At 51.2% G+C, this 22405-nt stretch carries 24 protein-coding genes; 13 read left to right on the top strand and 11 right to left on the bottom strand.

The genetic code is table 11. The features are described from left to right. Positions 1–8: 8 nt before the first annotated feature. Complete coding sequence (locus tag H7C18_RS15750; RefSeq protein ID WP_185130039.1) at positions 9–1268, bottom strand: MFS transporter; 1260 nt, start codon at positions 1266–1268, stop codon at positions 9–11. Positions 1269–1603: 335 nt separating this feature from the next. On the opposite strand from H7C18_RS15750, the gene H7C18_RS15745 reads away from it, so the two are divergent. Next, complete coding sequence (locus tag H7C18_RS15745; RefSeq protein ID WP_185130038.1) at positions 1604–2011, top strand: hypothetical protein; 408 nt, start codon at positions 1604–1606, stop codon at positions 2009–2011. Positions 2012–2078: 67 nt separating this feature from the next. Here H7C18_RS15745 and H7C18_RS15740 read toward each other — a convergent pair whose 3' ends face one another. Then, complete coding sequence (locus tag H7C18_RS15740; RefSeq protein ID WP_273386758.1) at positions 2079–2486, bottom strand: very short patch repair endonuclease; 408 nt, start codon at positions 2484–2486, stop codon at positions 2079–2081. Positions 2487–2805: 319 nt separating this feature from the next. On the opposite strand from H7C18_RS15740, the gene H7C18_RS15735 reads away from it, so the two are divergent. The 5 genes from H7C18_RS15735 to H7C18_RS15715 all read left to right on the top strand — a co-directional run bounded on the left by H7C18_RS15735 (position 2806) and on the right by H7C18_RS15715 (position 5195). Then, positions 2806–3048, top strand: coding sequence for a hypothetical protein (locus tag H7C18_RS15735; protein ID WP_185130037.1), 243 nt, complete (start codon positions 2806–2808; stop codon positions 3046–3048). After that, positions 3048–3431: a retropepsin-like aspartic protease gene (locus H7C18_RS15730; protein WP_185130036.1), complete on the top strand. Its 384-nt coding sequence runs from the start codon at positions 3048–3050 to the stop codon at positions 3429–3431. The genes H7C18_RS15735 and H7C18_RS15730 overlap by 1 nt, the downstream gene beginning before the upstream one ends. A gap of 231 nt (positions 3432–3662) precedes the next feature. Further along, positions 3663–4208, top strand: coding sequence for a hypothetical protein (locus H7C18_RS15725; protein WP_185130035.1), 546 nt, complete (start codon positions 3663–3665; stop codon positions 4206–4208). 183 nt (positions 4209–4391) lie between these two features. Continuing rightward, positions 4392–4685 (top strand): GNAT family N-acetyltransferase, encoded by a 294-nt coding sequence (locus tag H7C18_RS35745; RefSeq protein ID WP_337913567.1) that lies wholly within the window; start codon positions 4392–4394, stop codon positions 4683–4685. A 201-nt stretch (positions 4686–4886) separates the two neighbouring features. Further along, positions 4887–5195 carry a hypothetical protein gene (locus tag H7C18_RS15715; RefSeq protein WP_185130034.1) on the top strand — a complete coding sequence of 103 codons (309 nt, stop codon included), beginning with the start codon at positions 4887–4889 and terminating at the stop codon, positions 5193–5195. Between the two features lie 392 nt (positions 5196–5587). Here H7C18_RS15715 and H7C18_RS15710 read toward each other — a convergent pair whose 3' ends face one another. The 6 genes from H7C18_RS15710 to H7C18_RS15685 form a co-directional block, all read right to left on the bottom strand. Further along, the gene (locus H7C18_RS15710; protein WP_185130033.1) at positions 5588–6061 is read right to left on the bottom strand and encodes a DUF4358 domain-containing protein; all 474 of its coding nucleotides are present in this window, start codon (positions 6059–6061) and stop codon (positions 5588–5590) included. A gap of 5 nt (positions 6062–6066) precedes the next feature. Further along, positions 6067–7206: a DHHW family protein gene (locus tag H7C18_RS15705; protein WP_185130032.1), complete on the bottom strand. Its 1140-nt coding sequence runs from the start codon at positions 7204–7206 to the stop codon at positions 6067–6069. Between the two features lie 13 nt (positions 7207–7219). After that, entirely contained in the window at positions 7220–8626 is a 1407-nt protein-coding gene (locus H7C18_RS15700) for an MBOAT family protein (RefSeq protein ID WP_185130031.1), read from the bottom strand. Positions 8627–8632: 6 nt separating this feature from the next. Continuing rightward, positions 8633–9307 (bottom strand): GDSL-type esterase/lipase family protein, encoded by a 675-nt coding sequence (locus tag H7C18_RS15695; protein ID WP_185130030.1) that lies wholly within the window; start codon positions 9305–9307, stop codon positions 8633–8635. A gap of 107 nt (positions 9308–9414) precedes the next feature. Then, positions 9415–11238, bottom strand: a complete 1824-nt coding sequence (locus tag H7C18_RS15690; protein WP_185130029.1) for a sensor histidine kinase — start codon at positions 11236–11238, stop codon at positions 9415–9417. After that, complete coding sequence (locus H7C18_RS15685) at positions 11235–11909, bottom strand: response regulator transcription factor (protein ID WP_185130028.1); 675 nt, start codon at positions 11907–11909, stop codon at positions 11235–11237. Before H7C18_RS15685 ends, H7C18_RS15690 begins: the two co-directional genes overlap by 4 nt. 507 nt (positions 11910–12416) lie before the next feature. Between H7C18_RS15685 and H7C18_RS15680 the strand changes: the two genes are divergently transcribed. Further along, positions 12417–12890, top strand: coding sequence for a GNAT family N-acetyltransferase (locus tag H7C18_RS15680; RefSeq protein ID WP_185130027.1), 474 nt, complete (start codon positions 12417–12419; stop codon positions 12888–12890). 470 nt (positions 12891–13360) lie between these two features. On the opposite strand, the gene H7C18_RS15675 is transcribed toward H7C18_RS15680, so the two are convergent. From H7C18_RS15675 to tdh, 3 genes are all read right to left on the bottom strand, one after another. Next, a complete protein-coding gene (locus H7C18_RS15675; RefSeq protein WP_185130026.1) occupies positions 13361–14794 on the bottom strand; it encodes a PQQ-dependent sugar dehydrogenase in 1434 nt (477 codons plus the stop codon). A 126-nt stretch (positions 14795–14920) separates the two neighbouring features. Continuing rightward, a complete protein-coding gene (locus H7C18_RS15670) occupies positions 14921–16102 on the bottom strand; it encodes a glycine C-acetyltransferase (protein ID WP_185130025.1) in 1182 nt (393 codons plus the stop codon). A 20-nt stretch (positions 16103–16122) separates the two neighbouring features. Continuing rightward, entirely contained in the window at positions 16123–17169 is a 1047-nt protein-coding gene (gene tdh / locus H7C18_RS15665; RefSeq protein ID WP_185130024.1) for an L-threonine 3-dehydrogenase, read from the bottom strand. A gap of 140 nt (positions 17170–17309) precedes the next feature. On the opposite strand from tdh, the gene H7C18_RS15660 reads away from it, so the two are divergent. From H7C18_RS15660 to H7C18_RS15635, 6 genes are all read left to right on the top strand, one after another. After that, a complete protein-coding gene (locus H7C18_RS15660; protein WP_185130023.1) occupies positions 17310–17861 on the top strand; it encodes a helix-turn-helix domain-containing protein in 552 nt (183 codons plus the stop codon). A gap of 115 nt (positions 17862–17976) precedes the next feature. Further along, the gene (locus H7C18_RS15655; protein WP_238357725.1) at positions 17977–18603 is read left to right on the top strand and encodes a GyrI-like domain-containing protein; all 627 of its coding nucleotides are present in this window, start codon (positions 17977–17979) and stop codon (positions 18601–18603) included. Positions 18604–18626: 23 nt separating this feature from the next. Then, the gene (locus tag H7C18_RS15650; protein ID WP_202887096.1) at positions 18627–18803 is read left to right on the top strand and encodes a DUF1572 family protein; all 177 of its coding nucleotides are present in this window, start codon (positions 18627–18629) and stop codon (positions 18801–18803) included. Between the two features lie 200 nt (positions 18804–19003). Next, positions 19004–20176: a GntR family transcriptional regulator gene (locus H7C18_RS15645; protein ID WP_185130022.1), complete on the top strand. Its 1173-nt coding sequence runs from the start codon at positions 19004–19006 to the stop codon at positions 20174–20176. A gap of 306 nt (positions 20177–20482) precedes the next feature. Next, complete coding sequence (locus tag H7C18_RS15640) at positions 20483–21406, top strand: ABC transporter permease (RefSeq protein ID WP_337913565.1); 924 nt, start codon at positions 20483–20485, stop codon at positions 21404–21406. A 30-nt stretch (positions 21407–21436) separates the two neighbouring features. After that, complete coding sequence (locus H7C18_RS15635) at positions 21437–22351, top strand: carbohydrate ABC transporter permease (protein ID WP_185130020.1); 915 nt, start codon at positions 21437–21439, stop codon at positions 22349–22351. Positions 22352–22405: the final 54 nt, after the last annotated feature.

The raw sequence follows: 22405 nt of genomic DNA, 5'->3' as shown, positions 1-22405 counted from the left end.
GAGATATGTTATCGCCGCGTGGCGCGCGGGGCTCGCAGCCAGACGATGACGGCGGCAGCCAGGGCAACGCACGCTCCGAAGGCGAAGCCGGCCTTCAGCCCTCCGCCGTCGTTCAGCCAACCGGCCAAGTAGGGGCCGGCGAACATGCCGATGGAGTAGATGGACTGGTAGAAGCCCATTGCCGTCGCGCGGTCTTTCGAGGGGACGTCCTGGATGGCGAGTCCCAGCAGCAGCGGCAGATAGAGCGCCTGGGCCGCTCCGTTCCCGATCTGGGTAATCGACAGCCAGGCCAGCGATGAGGCGAACGGAATCGCCGCGGTGAAGGCGGCGCTCAGAACGAAGCCGGCCCCGATGACGCGGCGCGTCCCCAGACGCGGGGCGATCCATCGTCCGGTCACGAGCGAGACGAACGCGTGGGGAACCATGAAGGAGACGACAAGCAGCGTAAGCTGCGACTCGCTCGCCCCCAGTTCGACCGCCTGCAGCGGAGTAAAGCCGAACATGGTGATGAAAAGAACGCAGTGGGCCAGCAGCGCCAGAATCGCCACTTCCAAAAGCATGGGGGAGCGGCGGACGACCGACCAGGCTTGGATCAGAAGCGGTTTTTCGTTCGCTTCCTTCGACGGCTTTTCCCGATGGGCGGCGGTGCCTTTCGGTTCGTGGATGAAGCTCGCCGTCAGCGTGCCGACGGCCGCGATGCCCATCCCCGTCAGGAAGGCGGCGTTCCAGCCTCCGGCGTCCGCCAGCCAGCCGCTGGCGCTCATGCCGGCCAACTGGCCGGCGACCGTCAGGAAGCTGAGCGTGCCCATGGCGTGGGTCGCCTTTTCCGGTGGAAAATAAGAGGCGTACAGCACCGTGAACGGAACCCACGACGATGCGCACAACCCGGCGACGAGCCGTCCCGCCAGCGGCGTCTCCCACGAGCTGCCGATCGCGAACAAGCCGCAGCTGATCAATCCGGCCACCATGCCGGCGATCAGAAACGGCTTGCGGCGGCTCATCCGATCGGAGTAGACGCCCAGCGGAAAACGTACCGCCAGCTGCGTCAGCCCATAGCTGCCGACGATGAGGCCGATGATTCCGAGCGGCACGCCGCGATCCTGCAGGAAAGGCGTCAGAATCGGTACATAAATGTACATCGTCATCCAGTAAAGCAAGGTTGCGACGACGAAGAGAAGGTGCTGCCCGCGCGAGACCGCTACGGGGGAACGTTCGATCGGCGCGCCGCCGCTGAACGGCTTTGCTTTTTGGAGATGGGGCACGGTCATGGGCTGCGAGAACCTCCCGGCGTCGTTCGAATGGTCACCTCCTACTTTAACGGAAGCGCTTTGATTCGGGAAGGGCGATTTTTTTACGATAAAGGGGGAGTTCGTTTCAGTCTTTCCGACTGTGCGGGCTCTTTCTTTTTGCGGATTCCGAATGTTGGATGATTTTGTTATGATGGAGGCGAAGCTGAAGTGAAACTTCAGCGACTAACCGCGCTACGTGGCTTGTCGAACCGAAGATGGGATCCGGACGACCGTTGCTGGATCATTCCGTGCTCAACATCGATTCATGCAGGAAGCAAGTTATCTGAAACCAAGTGACATAGGGCGGATGAAATGTGAGATATACAGTCATAATTACATTGATAATAATAATTACCTTAATAACTGGATGCAATGTAAAACAGAAGCAGCTAGAGACTATGTGGTATAAAGATAAATTTAATTATCATGAAATCAATAATCCTAAAAAAATAATGGAGATTAAGAATATACTCGACAATATTGAATGGAAAGGAACAGAACCTAAGGATTTAAAGAACATGCCCGATTTTGCATTTTGGATCGGGCGAAATAGCGATAATATTAGAATTATACATTGTGATGTATGGCGGTTGGACTCTGAGCATTTTGGCATTACTAAATTCGGAGAAGAGTTTGATACCTTAAATAGGTACTCTATTATAACTCAAACACAATTTAATCAAATCCTTAAAGCTTTAGGAGCAAAAGGGGATACGTTTTAAGCAATTTCAAAGAAGCGCTTGACTTCAGATAACAACGTATTCAGGCACCGGGCCATGTAGCCCACAGTCAGTGAGAAGTAATTGTCATCTTACAAATAAAATATATGCATAAATCGAAATGGGTCTTTAAGTCGTGTTCCCAAATTCTTATTAAAATCCAAATGTTGTTTAAATAATAGGATGATACTTCGGAGTCCCTTGCTATATTTCTTTGTATTTTTCTATTCCAATATTCTGGATTTTTTAATGGAAGTTTGAAATGCGACTCACAACCATGCCAGAAACAAGAGTCAATGAAAATGACTACTCTATATTTTTTAATTGCAATATCTGGTTTCCCAAATAAGGAAGTTACGTTTTTACGATATCTAAAACCTTTCCTCCATAGCACCTTAGAAACAGACTGCTCAAGCTTTGTGTTTTTGCCTTTTACTTTCCCCATCATAATGCTTCTTTGTTTAGAGATATCATTCAAATAAATTCCTCCAGACAAAATATAAAAGAACGTGTGTTCCTATCCATTTTAACATGGTGGGAATTAAAAGGAAAATTGTTATAATAATTTCAGGGGAGAAATGAACGTCACAAAACAACGTCACATAGCACTATTTTCACGCTATCGGAGCCTGTCGGCTCCTCGGTCCGTGAGAATTGATCAGCAGGAAAGTGAATTCAGCGGACACACCCGCACCGACTAACCTCATCGCGGCCGGACCCTGCGGGTTCTTAAGTCGGTGGGGCGTCGTGAACGCAAGAGACGTTAGGAGAAATTCTATACCATAGGAGGGATGACAATGAAATGGGAAGAAGTCCAAAATATTTACCCCGACCAATTTGTAAAATTTGAAATCTTGCATTCGTTCGAAGAAGACAACAATGAAATTATTGATGAAGTTGCTTTGATTGGTCCGGTCAAGGACGAGGATGCGACAAAAGAACTTTTAAATAGCAGAAATCGTACGCTGGTGTATCATACTTCTAAAAAGAGAGTAATTGTTAAAATCCGAAAAAACATTGGATTGAGGCGATTTATGTAATGAAGATTGAATGGAAAGACGGTCTTCTATTTATAGAAATCAAGATTACTTTTGATGGTCGAAGCAAGATTATTAAGAATATCGTCATTGATACGGGAGCAAGTCATACTTTAATTTCTCAGGATGAAGTAGATGAACTAGGAATTCGCGTAACCGGAGATGATCATTTTATAACGAGTTTTGGCATTGGTGGAGAAGAACACGCTTTCATTAGAACTATTGATGCGATTGAGATAGAGGACTATAAAATAGAAAATATAGAGTTGGATTTTACAGCATTTAGATTTCAAGGCGTAAACGGATTGCTGGGATTAGATGTGTTAATGGCTGGAAAATTTAATATAGATCTAGACAATCTTGAATTACTTCGTCTGCAATCCTGATTGCAGATTTTTTTTGTAAGTAAATTCTAGTAGAGATGGAACTTCTTCGAACATTATATTCACGCATCAGGGTGTTCGGGCTTCTGTCCGCGAGATGTGATTGGCAGAGAAGTAGATTCAGCGGACATACCTGCACAGATAACCGCATCGCGGCCGCTGCTGGGGCAACCTTCGGTTGGTGAGACGTCGTGAATACAATAATTGCTGAAATACACAGTAAGGAGGATTTTTATGGCAGTATACAAATCATTTATTAAGAGAGCCGTCATTAATTCTCTATCTCAATTCATATTAAGAGATATTTATTTACTAAAAGAGGATGTTAGCGAAAGAGCGATAACACATAAGTTGGCAGAATACTTACAATATGAATTTGGTTCTTTTTACTCAGTAGATTGTGAATATAATCGCAATTTTCTTCTACAAGGAAGATCAAAGAAGATTCATGTCCTTGATGAAGAAATAAGCGAAATAGTTAATAATAAATCGCCGATTGAGATTATAAGAGATTTAGCATACCGTGAACTTTCTGTTTATCCAGATATAATTGTTCATAAAAGAGGAGAATCAGTCAATTTATTAGTAGTGGAAGTAAAAAAATCAAATAATCAAATTGGGAATAGACTTGACTCTTTAAAGTTAAAGGCTTATACAGATCCATCAGAAGCAAACAACTTAAACTATCAATACGGGCTCTATATAAATCTTGATATGAATCTATTTAAAAATCATGTGTTGACTTGGTATAAAGATGGAGAAATAGATATAAATTTTTGAGGGGTGAATCGAAGCGCTCCGAAAGAGATGACATTTTATTTATTTTACAACAAGCAACTTCAGAGGACGATATCCGACCGAACAAGGTCTCAATGAAGCATCCTGATTATAGTGCTATGCGTCAAGTTGTAAAGATCGAATCGAGCCGTGATGAGTAAGCTTGAATCCGGAAGGAGCAACCCAATGGATATCTCTTTATTCAAATCACGTCTTGAGGAAGCATCGATTATTCATGAAATGCAAATCAAAGCATTTAAGCCGTTGCTGGATAAATATCAAGATCATGAGACGAGCCCCGCGAATGAAACCGTGGAGCGAATCATAGAGCGGTTAAATCAATCGTTCACGGATTATTATCTGATTAAAACCTCTACGACTCTTGTAGGTGCAATTCGTATTGTAAGGAAGGCAAATAAAATCTATCGGGTTAGCCCTATTTTTATTTTACCTGAATATCAAGGGGAAGGAATTGCATAAAAGGTATTTTTTATAATTGAAGAAAAGTATAGCGATGCGAGAATTTGGGAGTTGGACACCATCTTACAAGAGAAGGGCAATTGCTATCTTTATGAAGAGTTAGGTTATCAAAAGACAGGGGAAACCAAACAAATAAATAATAAAATGACCCTTGTATTTTATGAAAAACGCATTTAGCTAAAGTGTAGGGAGTTGTCGTACATGAATCAGAGTAGTCCCAATTCTGATATTCCAACATCTTGGTTTATGGAAAAAATGGAATTCGAGACCATGCGAGAGGCGCGCGAATGGGTTTATAGCGGTGCTTACAACGAAATAGGTTATTCCTATGACGGTTATAAGACGAAAGATCCCAAATTAGCATATGCACTATTATTTGAACTAGTAAGATCCAACACCATTCATGAATATCGTCATGACGTTCATTGTGATGAGGAGTATATAGAAGGAACAATAATTTATAGGGTTTGGGTATCAAATAAGAAATATGAATTTCCCCCCAAAGTATGAGGTCATGGTTTTCTAAAACTCCCCATTTGACGGCCTGATCGAGCCTCTCCGCCGGAGACTCGAACAGGCGTTTTTTCTCTAACTATCCGTCAGCATTATCTTCGTCCTATTCCGCGACGGAGCTCCCATCTTTACTTCTCGGCAAGATATGGGCACCCGCTTTCCAGCAATTCGATATTATCGCCATGCAAGCCGTAGACGGCAACCCAGGGGTAGGATCGCACGCCTACACGCTTGGGGTGCGAAACTTGACCGCCGATATCGCCACGGTCATCGGTCCGCTCGATATCAGCGCGACTGAATACGGGCAAACTTAAGCGCTTTTCGCATGGACATTGTAAGAATGATCGGCCGGCGATTGCCAGGCCGTTTATTGTTGTGCTACATAAAGCTCATCTCAAAACCTCGTCAAACGCGCGTTCCATGCGGTCTGCGTCCTTCGAGACCGCGAAGAAGACGAAAGGACCCTTTGATTTCAACACATGCTTCTCGATCAGGTAATATTGTTCGGGGCGGTAGTCTTGGAATTTGACCGTTTGCGCCTCGATTCGCTGTTGAATTTGATTCACTACGCGCTCAGTATCGCTTGAGTCCTTGACTTTGATAACGGCGAGTTCATCCGCTTTTACGTTCGATACAGCCGTATACAGGATGAAATCCGCGACATCGCCCGCCTCGATATGGTAGATCTTTCGCAGCTTCTCGGCATCCCCTTGCTGCATTTCGCTGAAGTCCGCAGCTTGCTGAATAGGTTCGACCACTTCGGCGGCCGTTAATGTGTCATAAGATGCGCTGCGTCCGGAGCATCTGGTCAAAAGGCCGATCGCGACGGTAAGAACAAGCGCGACGATTCCTCGCAATTTCATGGCATTCACTCCGCAATGTTCAGAATGGAGGGGTCCTCGAAAAAAGTGTTCACATTGTACAGAATCAGCACGTCTTGAATTTGGCGCTCCTGCACGAGCTTTAGGAGCGATTCATCGTCATACCGAAGATCGACGACATCGATCTCGCCGAAGTGCCCGGTCAGGAAGGGAATCAGACTGTTGGCATACGAATCCTTGACCACCAGCAGCCTCTTGTCCGCCGGACCGTCCGTTTCGATCCGGATCAGCGCATGATTGCCGTTCAGAAAGACGGCATACTTGTCCTTCTTCCCGAGATTTTCAGGTTCGTAGAGGGAATCCGTTATACGGCCTTCGTCCACGTACGACACCTTGATCTTGCCGCTCTTCTTCGGCAGATAAAGGTCGATCCGGTCGGGCTGCAGGTGGCGAAAACCGCTTTTCGAATAAAGCGAGCCGTAGAACCGGTCCGTCACTTGCCGAATGTCGAACGAATCTTCGTCTAGCGGGACGATCCCCATCTGCCTGCATAGCTCTCGGAAAGCGTAATAAGCGCCTTCGGTGGTCCAATGGTGATCGGTTTTATAGAAAAGCGGTTGTTCCCGTTCGGCATTCAACGCGGAAACGACATCGACAAAACGAATATTATCCGGCAGCAAGCGGCGAACCCGGTCCAGATCGGCCCGTTCGTCGCCGACCGGCGCGTACGCCGGGAGCTTGTCCGCGAGCAGAGCGGCGGCGGTCGGCGCCAGCAGGACATACTTGCGAAGCCCGGGCGTGGCCTGGTCGAAAGCCTGTATGGCCCGGATTCTGTCCGCAAGATCCGCTTCGGATGGCGATGTATACTGCTCGATGAGGTAGCCGTCCTTTCCCAGGTAGACGCCGTTGCTGTCCTTTTTGCCCAATGCACGGTCCGCATCGGTCTTTGCGCCGACCCAGGCGTCCCGGAAAGCGAACTGGTCCGATGAATAGGTTTCGTAATCGGAAGCGAACGACCCCGACAGAAGCGAGTGCGGGGAGAAGCGAGGCTGCTGCTCCAACACCCGATTTTCCGATTCCGAGAAGGACCTGTCGGGGGTCAGAAAGTTCGCCGCGGCCATCGCGCCGACCATTAGCAGCAGCAACAGACCCGTAAGAGACCTGCGTTTCGAGTCGTAATCGCTCAAGGCCGATCCCTCCTTAAAACCGAAAATAAAGAAACGGATTGTAAGATTCGTTGACCAGGTAAGCCGTCGACACAACCAATGCGGCGAAGTAGAGGGACGGAACGGCGATCGCGCCTCCCAGGCGCCATTTGCTCTTTAGGCTTGATGCCAATCGGCGAGGAAGCGGAGTTGCGCACAGCGCCGACAGGATGAGCAGAATTCCGTTCGTCGACAGGTCGTAAAGCGCCTGACGATCCGCCCATCCATGTGCGGTGAAGCCGAACAGAATCCCGATAAACGCCCATGCGGATGATAACCGGTCGAATTCGAACCACACCCAGCCTATGACAATGGCGAGAAGTGTATAGAGATGGCTGACCGGGCGCGGCCGGCGCTGCAGCCATTTCAGAAGAAACAGCTTCTCGATTGTCACAAGCAACCCGAAATAGAGCCCCCAGACGATAAAGTTCCAACTGGCCCCATGCCATAACCCGGTCAGGAACCAGACGATGAACAGGTTTCGGAGCTGCTTGCCGAGGCCCAGCCGATTGCCGCCGAGCGGAATATATACATATTCCCGAAACCAGGAGCCGAGCGAAATATGCCACCGTCGCCAAAACTCCGTTACGCTTCTGGAAATGTACGGGTAATGGAAGTTAGCCGTCAATTCGAAGCCGAACATCTTGCCGAGCCCTCTCGCCATATCCGAATAACCGCTGAAGTCGAAGTAAATTTGGAACGTAAACGCCGCGATGCCGAGCCAGGCGGACAACACGGTCATGTCCTCCGCCGGCGCCGTTTTCACGCTTGACCACAGCATTCCGATATTGTTGGCGAGCAGCACCTTTTTGGCCAAACCCCGAATGAACCATTCCGCCCCTTCGCCGAACCGCTCCCATGTCGCTTGACGCGAGATCAACTGCCGGGCGATGTCTCCGTATTTGACGATCGGGCCGGCCACGAGCTGCGGAAACATCGCGACATAAGTGCCGAAGGCGACGATATTTCGCTGCGCCGCTGCTTTTCCGAGATAGACGTCCGCCACATAGGACATCGTTTGGAACGTGTAGAAGGAGATGCCCACCGGAAGCGGGAGATCGACAGCTTGCAGGTGCAGGCCGAACCATCGGTTGACGTTCTCCACGGCAAACCCGGCATACTTGAAAAAACCGAGAATGGCCAGATTGCCGGAGATCGAGCCGATGAATACCGTTCTGGCAATGGCTTTCCGATGCCTGAACCGGTCGATCAAGAGCCCGTTGGCATAATCGAATACGGTGGCGAAGATCATCAGGAAGATATACAGCGGTTCGCCCCAGGCATAAAAGACGAGGCTCTCGGCCAGCAAAACGGCGTTCCGCCATTTCTTGGGGGATCCAAAATAAACGAGCAAAGCGGCGGGCAAAAATTGAAACAGGAAAATCAGACTGCTGAATACCACCGCTCGTCACTCCGAACGATCTTTCAAGTAATCGAGCAGGATCGGATAGAACGCGGCCTGGAAATGAATGCCGTCCGTGTCGTACAGATCGGCATGCTCGGTCACGAGCGAAGTCAGATCGACGTAGCCAACTTGCTCTTTGGCGGCAAGCTCCTTAAGCCCCTTGTTATAAGCCTCGATATTGCGGTAGCGGGGCTCCGTCTTCTCCGCGTCCGCCGTAACCGGAGTGACCGTCAGCAGCGTAATCTTCGCCTTCGGAAGCTTCGCTTGGATGCTGTCGATCAGCTCGGCGTAGTGCGTGAGCGAGTATTCCTGCGGATCGTCCGTCGGCCACAGGATATCGTCCGATCCCAGCTGGATGAACACGCGCTCGGGTTTTCGTCCGACCAGATCCTCGACGTCTTTCAGCGCGAATTCGGCTGTCTTGCCCGCACCGGCCAGCACGTTTGTCTCGCTCAGCACATCGTGATAGGACAGACCTTCCGTAATCGAATCCCCGAGAAAAACGCTTGTCCGATACAGCGACTCATAAGAGGACGGTTGCGAAGCCGCCGCCGCGCCGGAAGCCGGTCCCGAGGGGGCGGAAGATGGAGCCTGTCCGTTGTTGTTTTGATTCCCGCACGCCGCAACCGATACGGCGACGATTCCGATCAGCAGCGCACCTGTCATTTTTCTTAGCATGACTCATTTCCCCTTTCGAATTGGACAAGGGGTAGAATACACGGTAGATCTAAAGATCAGGTGCAGATGAATTGCAGATGGATTAAAAAAAGCGCAGAACCGAAGTTCTACGCTTCCTTGCTCTTGTTCAATTCAAAGAAAAACCGGACGCCGTCATCGGTATTCATAGCCCCATAGAGCGCTCCATGCAGTTCCAGAATTTGCTTGCTGATAGCGAGACCGAGCCCGGTGCCGCCGGTCGAACGATGGCGGGAGCGTTCGCCGCGATAGAAGCGGTCCCATATTTTCTCCAACTGATCATCCGGAATATGAGCGCCTTTGTTCTCGATGCCTACCTTGACGGTCTCTTGTTCCTCGTCCGCCTCTACGAAGACGTTCTCGCCTTCCGGCGTGTAGCGAATCGCATTGGTCAGGAAGTTTACGATGACTTGTTCGATACGCAGCGGATTGGCGACGACTTCGACGGGAGCGAAGCGGGTATGCAGCTTCAGGCGTTTGTCGGCGAATTCCCCGGCCAGCTTCGCACAAACCCGCTCGAGGACGGCGTCGATGCGAAATGTCGACATCTCCATCCTGTAAGTTCCGGATTCGTACCTCGCAAGCTCCAGCATATCCGCGATCAGCAGGTTCATCCTCTTCACTTCGTCTTCCATCGCCGAGAAGTAGTACTCCCGCTTCTGGCTGTCCGGTTTGTCTTTTAGAATGTAAAGGCAGCTCTCGATGACGCTGAGCGGGGTTTTTAATTCATGAGATACGCCGGAGATGAACTCTTTGCGCGTTTGTTCCAAACGTTTTTCCTGCTCGATATCCTGCTCCAGCCGGATGATGTGGTCGTACAGCAAGCCCGAAAGCCCGTTGATGTTGCGGGACAAGCTGCCGATCTCATCCTCGGTCGATACCGGAATTCGGGCGGAGAAGTCCAGGCCGGCCATTCTTTGCGTCGCCTCGTTGAGGCGGAGCAGCGGACGGGCAATGCGGCGGGAATAGTAAAAGGCGGCCAGCAGAACGAGAAGCAAGGTGCCTAATGCGATATAGCCGTAGTAATGGCGCATCACCCCCGCGGCTTCGTTCACCGGCTGCAGCGACGTCATGGCAATCAGGTACTCGGCGTTTCCCGTCCGATCCGTCAAACGTTTGACGAATATTTTGTAAGGGACATTGTTTTCCTCGTAATCGGCGATCGTATCGGTTTTTCCACTGAAATCTCCGTAGAGCAGATCGGCTTGAAAAGCTTTTACCCGCTCCAAAAACAAGTGATTCGTATACCGCGATTCGTCTGAGCCTTCCGGAGTTCGAACCTGCGTTACGGTACCGTATGCCAGAAAGCTCGGATAACGCTCGCGATAATCGGTCGCGCTCAACCTGGAGAGAGCCTCGTATTCCTTGCGGACAAGCTGTTCGTTTTCCAGTCGGTTTTCCTCCCGCAGATTGGAGACGTCTCTTCCGATTCGCTGCGGGTACGGACGGTTGTCGATGATGACGCCTTCGATCGCGATGTGTTCCCCCGGTTTGACGATGGTGAAGGGCTGAAGCGGGTTGTCTTCGCTCAGATCCTCCACGTTCATCACCGTATATAAGGGAACGGTTATCGACTGGCCGGAAAGGGCGGGAGCGTCCACCGAGTTCTCCAGCCGCACCTCCATTTCGAAGTCGTCCGCAACCTTCAAGTTGCCCTCGGCGTCCAACGCGGCGATCCAGGTGTTATATTTTTGATAAAATTGCTGCTCGTTCCGATACGCGGTTTGGGCATCGCCGGCATGGATCCAATCTGCTTGAGAAGCGGCGCCGAGGGCGGCTTGAACGCTGCCCGTCTTTTGATGCACGTAAAATTGCTTAAAAAAAACGGTTTGAAAGACAAAGAGGCTTGCGATCACGGACATGCATAGAGCCGCTGTCAGCAGAAACAGCTTGAAGACGATGCTTCTTCTCATGGCTGCTCCTCGAATTTGTAGCCTGAACGAACGACGGTGACGATTCGGTTCGCATGTGCGCCCAGCTTGAACCGCAGATTGCGAATATGGCTGCTGAGCGTACGATCGTCTCCGGTGAAGTCGTAGCCCCATATTTTCGAGATGAGCTGCTCTCGGGTGAGAATGATGCCTTTATTCTTCAGCAAGCAGGCCAGAATTTCGATCTCCGTATGCGTCAAGCTGCAAATCATTCCGTCCAGCGTGACGGTCCGGGAAGGGAGATGGAGCCGGATTCCCCCGCCGGACAGCACGTCCCCGGTATCGGGGAGGGGGCGGCTGGCGAGCAGCCGCTTCGTCCGCGCCAGCAGAATGGGAGGGCTGCAGGGTTTGACCACGTAATCGTCCGCTCCGAGTTCAAATCCAAGCAGCGTATCATCCTCGTCGGACCGGGCCGTCAGCATCAGGATCGGTACGTTCGACGTCTTGCGAATCCGCCGGCAGACGGACCAACCGTCCAATTCCGGCAGCATGATATCCAGGATGATCAGATCGATCTCATCCTTTTCGAATATCTCCAAGGCCCGGCTTCCATCGCCGGCCTCCAACACCCGGTATCCTTCGTCCGTCAGATACTCCTTCATGATTTCCCGCAGGACTTGCTGGTCTTCCACGATCAAGATCGTTTTCGGCATGTCGCACCCTCGTTCAGATTTTCTAAACACGATGTTACCATGATTGAGAAGGGGCCTCAATTTCACGGCGGGGTTTAGGGGGATAAACGTACCTTTTTTGGAAGGGCCATGGTAAAATTGACCAATACGACTGTTGCGAGATGGTTATCCCATAGGGGAGACGAACGTAATCTTCGTTCGAGCGCGCCGGCGACCGCGCATGGAGTGACGTAGCGCTATCGGCCTCAGCGAACGCCTATGCGGAGGCGGAAAGCACGGCATGCCGCAAGGTTTTCCGGGAATGCTCCGGTCCTGCACGCTAACGAAACCACGCGATCTTATTTGGTAAAATAGAGAGAGGAATTTTTTCTAACGAATCGTATGAAGCTTATTGGCCCGTTTGATACGGCAAACGGCCTTCATTTGTCCCAATAAGCTCTCCTCGTTTCCTTACGATGGACCCCACGCTGATTTTGCAAGAATAGCGCCGCTGAGTTTCGTTAGAACTGACTAGGCGAGGTGATCTCATTGAGCATAGAATTAAGGCCGGTAACCAGAGAAAATTGGCGAGATGCCATTTCGCTAAAGGTACAAGAAGATCAACAATCTTATGTGCCTGCGGTTGCCGTTTCGCTCGCGAAGATCTATATTAAACCGGATGGGGATGAGGTCGTATATCTTCCTTTTGCTATCTATTCCGAAGGGACAATGGTTGGGTTTATGATGCATGCCTACGTGGAGAGTACTCGCGATATGTATTGGATTAATGGATTTTTAATTGATGCAACCGAGCAGAAAAAGGGTTATGGAGGAGCAGCCCTTGATCTCATGATGTCATGGATTATAAACAAATTCCCTCAGTGTAAGGAAATTCGACTAACCGTTCATCAGGATAATAAAAGTGCGAAAGCGTTTTATCAAAAACGGGGTTTTGCAGAAACGGGAACATGGTTTGGAGAAGAAGAAGTTCTAGTTCATAGGATACAGGAGAAAATCCGATGAATCGAATCCTAATCATAGGCTCGGCCGGCTCGGGCAAGTCCACGCTATCTCGGCAGCTCGGGGAGTCTTTACGCCTTCCGGTCGTACACTTAGACAGATACTACTGGAAACCAAACAGGATCCCGACTCCGAACGAGGAGTGGGATCAATTTGTCATAGAAGCGAGCAATCAGGAACAATGGATCATGGACGGCAATTACACCAGAACGTTGGATTTACGGTTGCGGCGTGCGGATGCCGTCCTATTTTTAGACACCGGATTTGAATGAAGAATGTCCGGAAAAGATCGATTGGGCATTTTTTAAATGGGTTTGGAATTATAGGAAAAGAAGCAGAGCAAAAGTGATTGAAACGTTAGAGTCCGTAAAAGAGCATAAGGTGGTCGTCATGGTGAAAACAAGAAAACAGGCGAAGGAATTCATCGAGCGAATAAAAGAAAAGGGAAGTCACTAAAGAGCGAAAGCTCTAGCTTACGGAACAATCTCAAAAACGGTTCCTTGGTTCGGATCGCCGACTTTCATGGAGCCATAAACCCCTAGATATAATCTGGTTTGATTTAGATTCGTTCCCAAACTAACGTAATAGGCGGCTTGTGAGCCAAAGTTATAGTCGGTTTCGATAATTCGGTAATCGTTCAGTCTGCCATCCGCTCTTGCCCTCGTATAAGCTAAGGCCCCTCTAACCGGGAGTTGCGAATCTTGATTCCGGGTCCGAGCCAAATCGGTAAACACAACGCTTCCCGTTAAAGCGGGGATTTCGTTGCCCATATAGGGCTTAACTCCCGTAAGCGAAGTGGCGCCAATCTTATCGGACCGACGATCTCCGTGAAAATAATTGATGAGCGGCGGAAGACGCCGCTCGGAAGTTTTAATGGCTTCATCGTAATAGGCGTTTATTTTCTCGCTCCGTTCCGGATTTGTGGAGCAGGCTTTTTGGAAAGATGTAGGAAAAGCCCCTTCCCATCCTCGCCAGCCAAAGTTAATAAATCCTTCTTGGTCAAGTTCGGAACGAGCGAGAGAAGCTTGTACAAGCTGAGTTACCGGTATCGGCTTATAATGCATAAACGAGAAAATCGACTCCACGAGATCCTGTCCGACATTTCCGGCGTATTTGATATACTGCGTATAAAATTTTTGAAAGGAGATTCCCGGGATATTGCGAACCCCTTTGGCGATTACCGTCAACGTTTCCTGAATCGGCACGGGCAGCTCATGAAAACGTGTAACGACGGGGGAATTGTCGATAAAGGTGTTTTTCGCTACATCGATTTCGATTATTTTCCCCGCGATTTCCATGTCGTTCTGGCTTAAATTAAACGGATCATAGCCGGACCCGCCGTCTCCGGTCGTCAAAACAAGCTTGCCCGTCTCGGGCGAGAAGTTTAAGCTGCTGACGCCGTTATGGTTTAAAAAAGGTCTTCTTAGGTTAAGCAGAGTGCGCCTTTTTTGAGGTTGACCATTCGATTGGAGAATCCATTCTTCGACGGTATCGATATGATCGTATTGATTCTCTCTATTTTCCCACTTTAAGTTTAAGGTTTTGGGATCGCACGGGTCAGGTTTAAAAGATTCAAAAGGAGCGCCCGGCATCGCGCCCGGACCTTGGGACCCGGCTAATGAATAATGGAGATAAAATAGGCCGTTATAATAGAATTCGGGATGAAAGGCCAGCCCGATCAATCCCCGTTCGTCATATCCGCCGCTGGAAGCGCCAAGCTTCAGGATTCGCGGGCGAATATCCAAGAAAGTTACGATATCTCGGTTTCCTATGTAAAAGATCTCTCCTACCTGGGTGGCAATAAATAACCTTTCGTTTGAGTCGCCGGGTAGAATCGTTGTTTTCAATACGGTGGGTAAATTTAACTTGCTCACCAGGGGCCGCAATCTAACCTTAACCTCTGTCAATCCGTTTCCCTCCTTTTTATTTAGTTATCTTTTATAAAAATATGATTCAGACGGTTCTATTAGTACCCAATCAGAAAGGGAAAGGGGCTCCTTTCGCTAGGAAAGAGAGCCCCTTTTATGCATTCGTTAAGCCGAAAGCAGCCCCTCGGCCTTCCCGGCGCGCTCCAGACATGCCAGCGCCAAGTCGAGGTCTTGCCGGCTGTGCTCGGCGGTTACGATTAGCCGGACCCGGCCTTTGTCCCAAGCGACCATCGGGAAGACGATGCTTTGCGCGAAAAGCCCATCCTCGGCGAGGAGGTCGGAGAAGCGGGCCGTCGCCGCCGGGTCGCCGATGACGATCGGAATGATCGGCGTTTCGCTGGCGCCGGTGTCGAAGCCAAGCGCCTGCAAGCCGCTTCGCATATAATCGGCGTTGTCCCACAGCCGACGCACCAGTTGGGGGCAGCGTTCCAGTACCTGAACCGCAGCCAGGCAGGAAGCGGCGACGGCCGGCGTCGGCGCCGTGCTGAACAGGAATGGGCGCGCTTTGTGCAGCAAGTAGTCGATCAGAGTGCTCGATCCGGCGACATAGCCGCCGGTGACGCCAAGCGCCTTGGACAAGGTGCCGATCTGGACGTGCACGCGGCCGTAAAGGCCGAAATGCTCGACGGAGCCTTTGCCGGACCGGCCGAGAACGCCGCTCGCATGCGCGTCGTCGACGTACACGAGCGCGTCGTATCGCTCGGCGAGCGCCACAATATCGGGCAAAGGCGCGATATCGCCGTCCATGCTGAACACGCCGTCGGTGACGACTACCCGCTGCCGGAACGATGCGCTTTCCCGAAGGAGCTTCTCAAGCTGCTCCATGCTTTTGTGCGCATAGACCTTGCGTGTCGCTTTCGTCAGCCGAATGCCGTCGATGATGCTGGCATGGTTCAACTCGTCGCTGATGACGGCATCGTCCGCCCCCAGAATCGAAGACAACGCGGCCAGGTTGGCCGTATAGCCCGACTGGAACACGAGCGCGGCTTCGGTTCCTTTGAAGCGGGCGAGTTCCGCTTCGAGCGCGGCGTGAACGTCAAGCGTGCCGACGATCGTGCGGACGGAGCCGCTCCCGACCCCGTACCGCTCGATTGCCTGAACGGCCGCCCGCTTCACGTCATCGTGACCGGTCAGCCCCAAATAATTGTTGGACGAAAACTGCAGGTACGTTTTCCCGCCGGACATCATCGACACGCCCTGCGGCGACTCCCAAACCCGCAGCGGACGATACCGTCCTTCGGTCCGCAGCTGCGCCAATTCGTCCGCTAACACGCGAAAATCCGCCATGTTGAATCCCTCCCGTATGATCAGTGGATGAAGACGACTTTGCCGCATGCTCCGGAGCGGACCAGCTCGAACGCCTCCTCGTACCGGTCCAGCGGGAAGCGGTGGGTCACAAGCGGACGCAAATCGACGCGCCCGTTGTCCAGCAGCCCTTTCATTTGATACCAGGTGCCGAACAGGCGCCGTCCGGTAATGCCGTCGATTCGCAATCCCTTAAAGATAATGTGCCGAGCCACATCGATCGGCACCGGCTGGGTGGGGATGCCGAGCAGCGAGACGCGTGCCGCCTGCGCCGCCGCTTCGAGCCCGACGCGGATCCCCGCCGGATGACCGGACATCTCCAGCACGACTTCCGCGCCTTCGCCGCCGGTCCAATCGCGGATGCGATCTGCCGCGGCGTCTCCGGCCAGCGAGCTGTTCAGCACATGATCCGCCCCCATTCCGGCTGCCAGCCGCAGCTTGTAATCGTTGACATCGACGGCGATGATCGTTCCCGCGCCGCACGCTTTGGCCGCGGCGACCGCCATCAGCCCGATCGCGCCCGCACCGATAACGGCCACCGATTTTCCGGCAATATCGCCTGCCAGCACTGTCTGCACCGCATTGCCGAAGGGATCCTGCAGACAGGCTACCTCAAGCGGCAGATCGGCGCTGTTGCGGATCACGTTCTCCTCGCGCAGCAGCGCATATTCGGCGAAGCAGCCAGGCGCCGTTATGCCGAAGCTGCGCGTATGCGGACACACATGCGCATGGCCGGTCCGGCATGCCTTGCACAGGCCGCAAGCGATATGCCCTTCGCCGGATACGAGATCCCCCGGCTTAACGCTGCTTACCTGTTCCCCGACGGCTTCCACGACGCCGGCGAATTCATGGCCGAACACGTTCGGCGTGACGACCGTACGTTCCGCCCAAGCATCCCACTCGTAGATGTGCCGGTCGGTGCCGCAGATCGAACTCGCCTTTACTTTGACCAGGACCTCTCTCGCTCCGCATTGGGGAATCGGCACGTTCTTCAGCGTCGCGCCGGCCGCTCGTTTGTCTTTCACCAGCGCCGTCATGGTTCCGGACATTCGGAACACCTCGCCTTTTTGAATGTAAATTGTATTTTATATTATACATACGTATTATATAACGCACAATATTGTTCTTCGACAACAAAAGGGGAATCGGCTACAATGACAATATCAGTCAGCGTTGGAGGCACGAAAAGATGGAGCCAATCCATATCAAGCTGGGGAAAAACTTGAAGTCGATCCGTCAAACGCGAGGGTACAGCCTGGACAAGGTCGCAGAGCTGACCGGCGTCAGCAAAGGCAATCTGGGTCAGATCGAGCGCGGCGAGACCAGTCCGACCATCTCTACGATCTGGAAAATCGCGAACGGCCTGCGCGTATCTTTCACCTCGCTCATAGCCGAGCCTCCGGCGGACGTAGCGTTCGTCACAAAGGACGAACTGGAGCCGCTGCTCGAGGCGGACGGCCAATTTCGCTCGTATCCGCTGTTTCCGTTCGACCCCGCCAAGAAGTTCGAAGTGTATGCCGTGGAGATGGAGCCCGGCTGCGTTCACGCTTCCGAAGCTCACAGCGCAGGCGTGGAGGAGTTTGTGCTCGTGCATGCCGGTTCGCTTACCGTCGAGATCGGGCAAGCCGCTTACCAGGTCGACGAAGGCAACGCGATTCGCTTCGCCGCGGATCAGCCGCACGTATACCGCAGTTCGGAGGATGCCCCCGTGCGATATCACGCGATCTTATATTATATATAGCAAGCGCGCTTCATTTTTGATCACTTGAATGGGGCGAACGCTGACATACAGTTGTCATAGTTCAACCGCTATCCTATCGGCAGGAGCTGCCATTCGAGTCGAGGAGTGATTAACTTTGAGCAACAAGATCGATTATAAAAAAAATGACAAGCCATTCTATATGCCCAAAACGCAGCCTGAAATTGTCGAAGTGCCGAAGATGCCTTTTTTTATGGTCAGCGGTTCCGGCGACCCTAACGGAGAAGAGTTCGCCAGAGCGACAGAAGCCTTGTACAGTTTAAGTTATGCGGTGAAAATGTCCTATAAAAGCGACGATGTACCGGAAGGTTATTACGAATATACGGTATTTCCGCTAGAAGGCGTTTGGGACTTGCTGGATCGGTCGAAGCCCGCGACAGACAAAAGCAATTTCAAGTACACGATTATGATTCGCCAACCCGATTTTTTGACGGAGGAACGATTCGAACGATTTCTGGAACAGACGAAAAAGAAGAAGTCGAATCCTTTCCTTGAGAAAGTCCGATTCGAAGAGATGTCGGATGGATGGAGCTGTCAAATGATGCATCTGGGGAGCTTTGACGATGAGCCGGATAGCTTTGCGCGAATGGAAGCTTATTGTACAGAGAATGGTTATATTAGGGCAAGCAAAATACATAGAGAAATTTACTTGTCCGATCCCCGAAAGACCGAGCAGACAAAGTTAAAAACGGTGCTAAGATTTCCTGTAAATATGAGATCATAGAACCGGGAATATACGTCATTGATTTGATAAAAAAATGGCCGGATGAGAAGTTCGACGAGATCCAAATCGTTAGGGGGAAAGAACGATCGAATCTCGATTTGCTGCATCAGTGCGCGGCGCACTACTCGGAGCATATGGGGCAAATTTTTTACATTGCCAAGCAATGTTTAAAGAATGACTATCAATCTACTTCCTTGTAAGCGGCTCGAAGAGTGCATCTTCGAGTTTTTATTTTATTATATTAAATATAATTAATATTAATAAGAATAAGCGGCGGATCCGACGTTTCGCATATCCTTATCGTACTTTATTCCTACGCCTGGCCGGCTTCGCGATTGCGATTCCTCGATTGTTCCTATATATTATATAGATAATGTCTTTTCGAGCTGTGGTGATTCCAATGAATACAACGGAACGGATTCCGCTTTACCAGAAAATCCAGGATTATTTGCGCGATCTGATCGAAACGGACGGGCTGAAGGAAGGCGATCGGATCCCGACCGAGAAAGAGCTGATGGAGCGGTTTAACGTCAGCAAAATTACGGTCGTCAACGCACTGACCGGCCTCGCCAACGAGAAGATCATCACGCGGGTTCCCGGCCGGGGCAGCTTCGTCAGCGGGCAGGCGCCGGTGCAAGAAAGCCAGGAAGCGCCGCCCGCGGCAGTCGGTCAAGCGGACAGGCAGGGAGGTCCGGCCGTTCGAACGGGCACCATCGGGCTCATTATGCCGTCCATCGACGACTACTTTGCATCCCGGCTAATCGCCGGCGTTCAGAAGGTGCTGCTCGAGAACGGCTACCGTACCGTCATCCTGCTGTCGAACAGCTCCCTCAGACTTGAGCAGGAAGCGATCGATCTGCTCATGGAGATCGGGGCGGAAGGCATGCTGATCTTCCCGGTTGACGAGGAGCAGTATAACGAGCGGATTCTGAGCATGAAGCTGAACGGGTACCCGTTCGTGCTGATCGACCGCTATCTGCCGGGAGTGGAGACCCATTACATCGCCGCCGACGGCCGATTGGGAACGCGTCTCGCGGTTGAATACCTGTGGGACCTCGGCCACCGCGAGATCGCCATCTGCTCGGATTCGCCGATGCAGACGATTACGGTGCAGGAGCGGATCGACGGCTATATGGGAGCGCTGAAGGACAAGGGGGCGCTCATCAATCCGGCCCACATCATTACCGGCTTTTTCGTGGACAGCTTGAAGGAGGTCGACAGCCACCCGCTGTACCGGTATATCCGCAACGGAATGGCGACCGCCTATATCGCGCTGAACGGCCGGCTGGGCGTACAAATCCATCAGATGGCTCGCAAAGCCGGGCTAAGCGTGCCGGAAGACGTGTCCATCGTAAGCTTCGACGACCCGACTTCGATCGTGGAAGACTTCAGCATTTTCACCCACATCAAACAGTTCGAGTACGACATGGGAGGACAAGCCGCCACTCAGCTGCTGGAGATTATCCGCAACGGAGAGGGCAGCGGCGGCTCCTACAGGAAAACGCTCATCAAGCCCGAATTGGTCGTTCGTCAGACGACGGGCCCTGCCCGCACAACCGATCCTAATTCCTAAAGGAAAACAATGTTCGCATAAGTGGCGATCCCCTGAAATCGGATTCCGACCGATCTCAGGGGATCTTTTTTTTATGATTGCTTTGGATTGGCGGGGGAATGTCTTAAATTTTGATAAATATATTGAATATATACAATTTATATATTATATTATTACTAAAATCGATTTCCCGGAATAAGGAAGCGATGCCTGAAGGGCCGGTGATACATCCATCATATTTGTAAGCCTTTACATTGCAATAGAATTTCGACTAACCATTTGCAGGAGGTGTTCGAATGTATGGTGGCTAGGGAAGAAGTTCTGCCTGTGGCTAAGAGAGCCCCAAAGAACAAGACGCTTACAAGAATCTGGAGCTTCAGGTATATTTATTTGTTCCTGGCTCCGGCACTGATCTGGTATTTAATCTTTGCTTATTACCCGATGTACGGCATCTTAATCGCATTTAAAGATTTCAAATACAATCTGGGCATTCTGGGAAGTCCTTGGGAGGGCTTCCGCTACTTCAAACAGTTTTTGAACGATTCCAGCTTTTACGACGTGCTGCGCAATACGCTGTCCATCAGCGCCCTCAAACTGCTATTCGGATTTCCCGCGCCTTTGATACTGGCCTTAATGCTGAATACCATCTCGAACGGCAAGTTCAAACGAATCTTCCAGACGATCTCCTATCTTCCGCACTTCGTCTCATGGGTCGTCGTCGTAACGCTGCTTCAGAAAATATTGTCCCCCAACGTGGGCCTTATCAACGATATTCGCGAGCATATGGGCCTGGACCCGATCTTCTTTATGGGCAACCCCAACTTGTTCTATCCGCTGGTCGTCCTCTCGGATATTTGGAAAGGCGTGGGATGGGGCGCCATCATATACTTGGCTGCGCTGACCAACATCGATCCTCATTTATACGAAGCCGCGCAAATCGACGGGGCGGGCCGCTGGAGTACCCTTTTCAAAATTACGCTTCCCTGCCTGACGCCGACGATCGCCATTCTGCTCATCTTCTCCCTAAGCGGAATCTTGAACGCAGGCTTCGATCAGATCTATCTCATGCAGACTCCCGCCACCTTGAGCGTATCGGAGATTCTGGACACTTACGTGCTCAAGACAGGCATCCAACAAGGTCAATTCGCTTATTCGACAGCCATCGGATTATTCAAATCCGTCATCTCGCTGCTTCTTATCGTGGTCGTCAACAAGGTCTCGAAAAGGCTTAGCGATACGTCGCTTTGGTAATCGTCGGCAAATGAAGGAGGAGGTGTGCGCATGGGCGTGAGAAAGATGTCGTTGCCCGATCGTATCTACACGACGCTGAACTATACGGCGCTGCTTGTATTCTGCGTGACAGCGCTTTATCCCTTTATCTATTTCCTGGCTCTATCCTTTAACGACGGCTATGACGCAATGAAAGGCGGAATCTACTTTCTCCCCAGAATCTATACGCTTGAGAACTACAGCAAGGCTTTCCATAACCCGCTGGTCTTGAATTCGTTCTTTATTTCCGTTGCCAGAACCGTCACCGTCACCGTCCTCTCCGTGCTGCTCACGGCGATGCTGGCCTATGCTCTGTCGCGGAAAGGGCTGCCCGGAAGAAAATTTATCGTCTTCTTCTTCTTCTTCACCACCTTATTCAGCGGCGGACTGATTCCTACTTTTATTCTGTACAGGCAACTGCATATGCTCAACACCTTCTCGGTGCTTGTGCTGCCGTCGCTGTACAACTTCTTCAATGCGATTATTATGAAGACGTTTTTCGACGGCATTCCGGCCGGCCTGACGGAATCGGCCAAGATCGACGGAGCAGGCGAGCTGTCGGTCTTCTCGCGAATTATTCTGCCGCTGTCGCTGCCGGTGCTGGCTACCATCGCTTTATTTGTCGGCGTGGGCACCTGGAACGACTGGTTTACCGGCCAGTTCTTCATTCAGAACGAGAAGCTTCAGCCCGCCGCTACGTTCCTGAACAAGATGATCAGCGAGGCGTCCTTCGAGTCCATGACCTCGTCCAGCGGGGGATCCTCCATTCAAAATATGAACCAGGCCCAGATGGAGCTGCGCGGCGTCACGCCGGAAGCTCTAAGAATGACGTTCGTTATCATCATCACGACCCCTATCATCTGCGTCTATCCGTTTCTTCAGAAGTATTTCGTCAAAGGGGTATTGGTGGGTTCTCTGAAGGAATAGCGCGTATAAGAGGCCATGCCTTTTATATAAATAATGAGCAAAGGGGTTATGAAG

The sequence above is a fragment of the Cohnella zeiphila genome (genome assembly GCF_014212055.1).
In the GTDB taxonomy this organism is placed as follows: Bacteria; Bacillota; Bacilli; order Paenibacillales; family Paenibacillaceae; genus Cohnella; species Cohnella zeiphila.
Note: the sequence above shows the minus strand (reverse complement) of the source record. Positions and strands in the feature narration are given on the sequence as shown.

Excerpts from the sequence above, each read along its gene's own strand:
- H7C18_RS15750 (WP_185130039.1), bottom strand. The coding sequence starts at position 1,268 with ATGACCGTGCCCCATCTCCAAAAAGCAAAGCCGTTCAGCGGCGGCGCG.
- H7C18_RS15735 (WP_185130037.1), top strand. The coding sequence starts at position 2,806 with ATGAAATGGGAAGAAGTCCAAAATATTTACCCCGACCAATTTGTAAAA.
- H7C18_RS15730 (WP_185130036.1), top strand. The coding sequence starts at position 3,048 with ATGAAGATTGAATGGAAAGACGGTCTTCTATTTATAGAAATCAAGATT.
- H7C18_RS15725 (WP_185130035.1), top strand. The coding sequence starts at position 3,663 with ATGGCAGTATACAAATCATTTATTAAGAGAGCCGTCATTAATTCTCTA.
- H7C18_RS35745 (WP_337913567.1), top strand. The coding sequence starts at position 4,392 with ATGGATATCTCTTTATTCAAATCACGTCTTGAGGAAGCATCGATTATT.
- H7C18_RS15715 (WP_185130034.1), top strand. The coding sequence starts at position 4,887 with ATGAATCAGAGTAGTCCCAATTCTGATATTCCAACATCTTGGTTTATG.
- H7C18_RS15710 (WP_185130033.1), bottom strand. The coding sequence starts at position 6,061 with ATGAAATTGCGAGGAATCGTCGCGCTTGTTCTTACCGTCGCGATCGGC.
- H7C18_RS15695 (WP_185130030.1), bottom strand. The coding sequence starts at position 9,307 with ATGCTAAGAAAAATGACAGGTGCGCTGCTGATCGGAATCGTCGCCGTA.
- H7C18_RS15690 (WP_185130029.1), bottom strand. The coding sequence starts at position 11,238 with ATGAGAAGAAGCATCGTCTTCAAGCTGTTTCTGCTGACAGCGGCTCTA.
- H7C18_RS15685 (WP_185130028.1), bottom strand. The coding sequence starts at position 11,909 with ATGCCGAAAACGATCTTGATCGTGGAAGACCAGCAAGTCCTGCGGGAA.
- H7C18_RS15670 (WP_185130025.1), bottom strand. The coding sequence starts at position 16,102 with ATGGCGGATTTTCGCGTGTTAGCGGACGAATTGGCGCAGCTGCGGACC.
- tdh (WP_185130024.1), bottom strand. The coding sequence starts at position 17,169 with ATGTCCGGAACCATGACGGCGCTGGTGAAAGACAAACGAGCGGCCGGC.
- H7C18_RS15660 (WP_185130023.1), top strand. The coding sequence starts at position 17,310 with ATGGAGCCAATCCATATCAAGCTGGGGAAAAACTTGAAGTCGATCCGT.
- H7C18_RS15645 (WP_185130022.1), top strand. The coding sequence starts at position 19,004 with ATGAATACAACGGAACGGATTCCGCTTTACCAGAAAATCCAGGATTAT.
- H7C18_RS15635 (WP_185130020.1), top strand. The coding sequence starts at position 21,437 with ATGGGCGTGAGAAAGATGTCGTTGCCCGATCGTATCTACACGACGCTG.